Annotated in this window: 6 protein-coding genes; 4 read left to right on the top strand and 2 right to left on the bottom strand. The window is 74.9% G+C overall.

What is annotated here, in order from left to right:
- Positions 1–96 precede the first annotated feature (96 nt).
- Positions 97–1,014, top strand: coding sequence for an LLM class flavin-dependent oxidoreductase (locus E1258_RS29485; RefSeq protein ID WP_132406872.1), 918 nt, complete (start codon positions 97–99; stop codon positions 1,012–1,014).
- A gap of 91 nt (positions 1,015–1,105) precedes the next feature.
- Here E1258_RS29485 and E1258_RS29480 read toward each other — a convergent pair whose 3' ends face one another.
- Together E1258_RS29480 and E1258_RS29475 are read right to left on the bottom strand one after the other, a co-directional pair.
- The gene (locus tag E1258_RS29480) at positions 1,106–1,636 is read right to left on the bottom strand and encodes a DinB family protein (RefSeq protein ID WP_132406870.1); all 531 of its coding nucleotides are present in this window, start codon (positions 1,634–1,636) and stop codon (positions 1,106–1,108) included.
- Between the two features lie 67 nt (positions 1,637–1,703).
- Positions 1,704–2,063, bottom strand: a complete 360-nt coding sequence (locus E1258_RS29475) for a MerR family transcriptional regulator (protein WP_132406868.1) — start codon at positions 2,061–2,063, stop codon at positions 1,704–1,706.
- Positions 2,064–2,116: 53 nt separating this feature from the next.
- On the opposite strand from E1258_RS29475, the gene E1258_RS29470 reads away from it, so the two are divergent.
- The 3 genes from E1258_RS29470 (at position 2,117) to E1258_RS29460 (ending at position 5,011) form a co-directional block, all read left to right on the top strand.
- Complete coding sequence (locus E1258_RS29470) at positions 2,117–3,130, top strand: aldo/keto reductase (protein ID WP_132406866.1); 1,014 nt, start codon at positions 2,117–2,119, stop codon at positions 3,128–3,130.
- A gap of 218 nt (positions 3,131–3,348) precedes the next feature.
- Positions 3,349–3,894: a hemerythrin domain-containing protein gene (locus E1258_RS29465; RefSeq protein ID WP_132406864.1), complete on the top strand. Its 546-nt coding sequence runs from the start codon at positions 3,349–3,351 to the stop codon at positions 3,892–3,894.
- 217 nt (positions 3,895–4,111) lie between these two features.
- On the top strand, positions 4,112–5,011 hold the full coding sequence (locus E1258_RS29460) for a TIGR01777 family oxidoreductase (RefSeq protein WP_132406862.1): 900 nt from the start codon (positions 4,112–4,114) through the stop codon (positions 5,009–5,011).
- Positions 5,012–5,251 lie beyond the last annotated feature (240 nt).

Below are 5,251 nucleotides of genomic sequence, written 5' to 3'. Positions count from 1 at the left end.
CGCCGGGGGCGGGTTCAGCGATCGGCGGATTCGCCGGTCGGCAGAATCCGCCCCCGGCGTGTTGCCCGCCGGTCACCGGTGCCGGACGCTGGGGCGATGGCCAGCTTCTCGCTCCAGTCCACCCCGGCCGACGCGACGGGCTGGCTCGACCTGGCCTGCCGGGCCGAGGCCGCCGGCTTCGACGCGCTGCTCGCCGCCGACCACGCCGGCTCGTGCGGCGACCCGTTCGTCGCGCTTGCCGCCGCCGCGTCGGTCACCACGACGATCGGCCTCGGCTCGTACGTGTTGAACCTCGGCGTCCGCGAGCCGATGCTGCTCGCCACCGCCGTGGCCACCCTCGACGTCGTCTCCGGCGGGCGGGCCCGCCTCGGCGTGGGGGCCGGCCACACCCCCGCCGAGTGGCGTGCGGTCGGCCGGGAACGCCCCGACGTCGCCGGCCGGGTGCGCCGCTGCGTCGCGGTCACCGAGGTGGTGCGGGCCCTGCTCGACGGCAAGGAGGTGACCGTGGACTCCCCCGAGCTGACCGTGCGCGCCGCCCGGCTCGACTCACCCCGGCCGGTGCAGGAGCGCGTGCCGCTGACCGTCGGCACGTCCAACTCGACGCTGCTGCGCTGGGCCGGCGCGCACGCCGACGTCGTGGGGTTGGCCGGCTTCGGCCGTACCCTCGACGACGGCCACCGGCACGAGGCCCGGTGGCGGGCCGACCAGATCGAGGCGCAGCTCGCTTGCGTCGTTGAGGGTGCGGCGGGCCGGGCGCGACCGCCGGCGCTGGAGGCGCTGGTGCAGACGGTGACCGTGACCGACGACGCGGAGGCCGTCGCGGCGCAGCGGGCGGCCGCCGTCGGCCTGACCGGCCCGGAGCTGCTGGCCACGCCGTTCGTGCTGATCGGCACCGAGGCCGAGATCGTCGCGGCGGTCGCCGAACACGGGCGCCGCTGGGGCGTCACCCGCTTCGTGGTACGCGCCGACGCCCTCGACCCGCTCACCCCGGTGCTGCGCCGCCTCGCCGCTTGACGAAACAGGCGGGCACGCCGAAATCTTGGACTGTTGACGCTTCAGCACGACCATGGCGTGGTTCGCGCCCCGCCAGTTCTGGCGTCCTGAGTCACCGTGCGGCGCGCAGCAGCCGGAGCTGCCCGATCTCCGCGACGTTCTTCATCAGCTCGGCGTTGACCCACCCGAGCAGGTGGGCGACGGTGTGCCCGGCGTCGGCCGGCCACGGATACGCGACCACTCGGTCGAGGTCGGCGTCGGCGAGCCGGTCGAGGTGCCCGAGCCACTGCCGCCGCAGGTCGCGCAGCCACTCGATCGTCGCCGCGCCGGCACCCGGCCAGGCGACCTCGGTGTGCTGGGGCACGGGCCGCCCCTGGAGGTGCTCCCCCGCCGACGACCACCACCACCCGATGTGCCAGGTCAGCCAGGCCATCGTGGGCACCGGCGTCGGGTCGGGCTCCGTCTGCGCCCAGTCCGGGATCCACGTGCCGGCCGGGCCGGGCCGTACGGTCCAGCAGTGCGCGGCCGGCTCCCACAGGAAGTCGGCCGGCTCCAGCCGTTCGAGGTGGTATTCGAAGAGGGCCCAGGTCAGGTCGAACTGCCACCGGACCAGGTCACCACGGGACGTCGACACCCCGGGCATCCTGCCACCGGGCCCCGGTGCGGTCGACCGGATAATGCGGCGCCCAGCCGAGGATGCAGGCCCCCGCTCAGCCCAGGGCGTCGTAGAAGCGGATCTTCTCGCGCAGGTGGTCGTACTGGCGCTGGAGCAGGCGCGTCTGCTCCTCGACCCGCTCCGCGTGCCGCACCAGCAGCTCCCGGCGCTCCCCGGTCGTGTGGTCGCCGGCGCGGGCCAGCTCGGCGTACCGGCACATCTCGGCGATCGGCATGCCCGTGTCGCGCAGGCAGCGGAACAGCGTCAGCCAGCCCAGGTCGTCGTCGCTGAACACCCGACGCCCGGCCGAGGTGCGCCCGACGCCGCTGAGCAGGCCGATCTTCTCGTAGTAGCGCAGGGTGTCGAGGCTGAACCCGCTGCGGCGGGCGGCCTCCGAGGGTGCGTATCCGGTCACCGACGCACACTAGCGCTTGACCTGGTGCGCGCTCCAGGTAGAAAACTGGGCGCATGACGACGACACGGACACTGGGTCGCAGCGGAATCAAGGTCAGCGCCATCGGCATGGGGTGCTGGGCGATCGGCGGGCCGCTCTGGGGCGACGACGGGCAGCCGTACGGGTGGGGCGAGGTCGACGACGACGAGTCGATCCGCACCGTGCACCGGGCCCTCGACCTGGGGGTGACGCTGTTCGACACGGCCAGCAACTACGGCGCAGGGCACAGCGAGCGGGTCCTCGGCCGGGCCCTCGCGGGCCGCCGGGACCAGGTGGTGATCGCCACCAAGTTCGGCAACCGCTCCGACGAGGCGACCCGGCTGGCCACCGGCACGGACGCCTCCCCCGCCTACGCGGTGGCGAGCCTGGAGGCGTCGCTGCGCCGGCTCGGCACCGACCACGTCGACCTGTACCAGCTGCACCTCAACGACCTGCCGGTGCCCGCCGCGCTCGACCTCGTCGAGACCCTGGAGGGCCTCGTCGACCAGGGCAAGATCCGGGCGTACGGGTGGAGCACCGACCACCCGGCGTCGGCGCGGGCGTTCGCCGGGGCGGGCACGCACTGCGCGGCGATCCAGCACGACCAGTCGGTGCTGAAGGACAACGCGGCGATGCTCGCCCTCTGCGCGGAGCTGGACCAGGCCAGCCTCAACCGGGGGCCCCTCGCGATGGGCCTGCTCACCGGCCGTTACCAGGGGAGTCCGGCGGCACTGGGCGCCGACGACGTGCGCGGGAAGGCTCCGCAGTGGCTGGCGTGGTTCGTTGACGGCCGGCCGACGCCGCAGTGGGCGGCCCGGGTTGCCGAGGTGCGGGAGGCCCTGACGGCCGACGGCCGCACACTCGCGCAGGGGGCGCTGGGGTGGCTGCTGGCCCGCAGCGACCGGACGCTGCCGATCCCCGGGTGCCGCACGGTGGTCCAGGCGGAGGAGAACTTCGCCACGCTCACCCTCGGCCCGCTGCCGGCCGACGCGTTCGCGGAGGTGGAGCGCCTCCTGGCCGACCTGCGCCCGGCCGGCGTCGGAAGCTGACCGCCCGGGCGGCCTCGTGCGGTGAGCGCGCTCCTTCGTCCCGCTCACCGCACGGCCTTCGCCGAGCGGGCCGTCCACGAGGCGCGGGAGTCGCAGTGGCGGCGGCGCTGGCACGACGGACCCCCGGACGAGCCGTGACGGGGGCTGCGGGCGGTTGGGTCGGGCGGTAGGGTCGACTCCAGCGTCGCGGTGCACCCGGCAAGGAGACCGTCGAGGGCATGGAGGCGCGGGACGTCGGGACTCGTGTGCACCCCTCTTCCTCCTCGCCGGCCGACCGCCTCGCGGCGCTCGGCACCCAGTTGATCGAGATCCACCAGTGGCTCCGCGAGGAGTTGGCCCTGCTCCGCGCGGGCCTCGCCGCCGGCCCGGCCCCGCCGGGCGACGGTGGCCGGTCGCGCAGCCTCCGGGCCCACTGCTTGAGCTTCTGCTCGGCCCTGACGAGGCACCACACCGGCGAGGACGCCGGGGCGTTCCGGGTGCTCGCCGAGCAGGTCCCCGAGCTGCGCCCGGTCCTGGAGAAGCTCGCCCAGGACCACCGGCTGATCGACGGCATCGTGCGCCGGATCGAGGAACTGGTCGCCGCCCCTTTGGCCGATGACCCGGCCGCCGCGGCACGGGTACTCGCCGAGCTGGACGGGCTCACCGCCGTCGTCGAGTCGCACTTCGGCTTCGAGGAGCGGCGGATCGTCGCCGCCCTCGACGCGCTGCGTGGCGACGCGGGCAGCGTCGATGAGCTGCTCGGCCTGCGCCCGCCGGACTGGTGAGCGGGCGCGCGCCGACCCGGGGGGGCCGCAGGGTCGGGCCGACCCGGGGAGCCGGGGCCGCCGGCTTCGACGCGCTGCTCGCCGCCGACCACCCGCTTTCCGGTACGCGCCGACGCCCTCGACCCACTCACCCCGGTGCTACGGCGTGTCGTGAGCTCAGCGCTCCTTCATCCCGCTCACCGCATCCAACCGGCCGCCCGTGACCGAAGATGGGGGCATGCGGATCCTCATGGCCGGCGCGTCCGGCTTCCTGGGCACCCGGCTGGCCGACCACCTGACCGCGGACGGCCACCGGGTGACCCGCCTGGTCCGGCGGCCGGCGCGCACCCCCGACGAGCGGCAGTGGAAACCGTCCGCCGCCCAACTCGACCCGGCGGTGGTCGCCGGCGCCGACGCCGTGGTCAACCTGGCCGGCGCGGGCGTCGGCGACAGGCGGTGGAACGAGACGTACAAGGGGGTGATCCGGTCCAGCCGGGTCGACTCGACCACCATGCTGGCCATCACGATCGCCGGCCTGCCGGCCGCCGACCGGCCGACGGTGCTGCTGAACTCCTCGGCCGTCGGCTGGTACGGCAACACGGGCGACCGCGTGGTCGAGGAGGACGCCCCGGCCGGTGAGGGCTTCCTCGCCGACGTCTGCCGGGTCTGGGAGGCGGCCACCCGCCCCGCCGAGGACGCCGGGGTGCGGGTGGTCCGGCTGCGTACCGGGCTGCCGCTGCACCGCGACGGCGGGCTGCTCAAGCCGCAGCTGTTGCCCTTCAAGCTGGGCATCGCCGGGAAGCTTGGCAGCGGCCGGCAGTGGCTGCCGTGGATCTCGATGGCCGACTGGCTGCGCGCGGCACGGTTCCTGCTGGACCGCGACGACATGGCCGGTCCGGTCAACGCCGTCGGCCCGGCCCCGGTCACGAACGCCGATTTCACCCGGGAGCTGGCCCGCCAGTTGCGCCGCCCGGCGGTCGTGCCGATCCCGGCGTTGGCCCTGAAGGTGGCCCTCGGCGGCTTCGCCCACGAGGCGTTGACCAGCGCCCGGGTGCTGCCCGCCGTGCTGAACCGGGCCGGCTTCGCATACCACCACCCGGACCTGCCGAGCGCCCTGCACGCCGCCCTCAACGACTGAAAGGAGAGGCCCCCTGTCGATGCCTCCGGTGGAGCAGGGGCCCCGATCGACGGCTGTCAGCAGCCGACGACCCAGTAGCCGGGGGCGGTCTGCTTGAGCGTGGAGGTGTGGAAGACGTTGTGGAGGCCCATCCGCTGGTTGCTGCCGACGTGCGTCACCGCCAGCAACTACGCCCACGTCGCCGCCGGGCGGCCGTACCAGTCAGGCGGCTCCGCGCCCGCCGTCGCCAGCAACCAGCGG

Origin of the sequence: Micromonospora sp. KC207 (assembly GCF_004348615.1) — a bacterium.
Classification (GTDB): domain Bacteria; phylum Actinomycetota; class Actinomycetes; order Mycobacteriales; family Micromonosporaceae; genus Micromonospora.
This window is presented reverse-complemented; position numbering and strand designations above follow the sequence as displayed.